The sequence below is a fragment of the Anabaena sp. CCY 9402-a genome (genome assembly GCF_963920945.1).
Lineage (GTDB): Bacteria > Cyanobacteriota > Cyanobacteriia > Cyanobacteriales > Nostocaceae > Trichormus > Trichormus minutissimus.
In genome coordinates this window covers 1-488 of record NZ_CAWUDL010000218.1, presented here as the reverse complement: position 1 = coordinate 488, position 488 = coordinate 1, and the positions used below count along the sequence as shown (strand labels likewise).

Here is a 488-nt window from a genome sequence, read left to right as displayed (position 1 = left end):
TCCTAAATTATATTGTATATTAATTTGTGTAATTAATTTTGTTTGATTACTTATGTGTGGTGATATATATGAATGGTGTCAAGATGTATATAATGATAGCTACCAAGGCGCGCCGAAAGATGGTAGTCCGTGGCTAACGGGTAGCGATGACAGCATGAATCTGCTGCGTGGCGGTAGTTGGCTTAACAGTGCCAGGCATTGCCGTTCTGCCTTTCGCTATGGGTACGATCGAGTTGATCGTCACGGCCGTGTTGGTTTTCGCGTGGCGGTGGCTGTCGCGTGAGGATTCCTTGCCCTTTAGCCATCTGCACTTCTTATTCTTTTACCTTTTTTTTCCGCCTGATGGCGGGGAAAAAATTTTTCTAAATGTGATGTTTAGATATTAGAACCATTACACACCACATTTGATCAAATTTCTCATGTAGGTTGGGTTGCAATACTTCTCGGTTAAGAACAAAAGCAAGGTAAAGTGATAATTGTTCACTTAC

General features: G+C 41.6%; 1 protein-coding gene. It reads left to right on the top strand.

Going from position 1 to position 488, the window contains the following annotated elements; genetic code table 11:
* The first annotated feature begins 52 nt into the window (after positions 1-52).
* A complete protein-coding gene (locus ACM0OR_RS28375; protein WP_414579738.1) occupies positions 53-283 on the top strand; it encodes a formylglycine-generating enzyme family protein in 231 nt (76 codons plus the stop codon).
* The last annotated feature ends 205 nt before the right edge of the window (positions 284-488 follow it).

What these genes read in the sequence shown, in the direction of transcription:
- ACM0OR_RS28375 (WP_414579738.1), top strand. Translation starts at nt 53, where the DNA reads ATGTGTGGTGATATATATGAATGGTGTCAAGATGTATATAATGATAGC.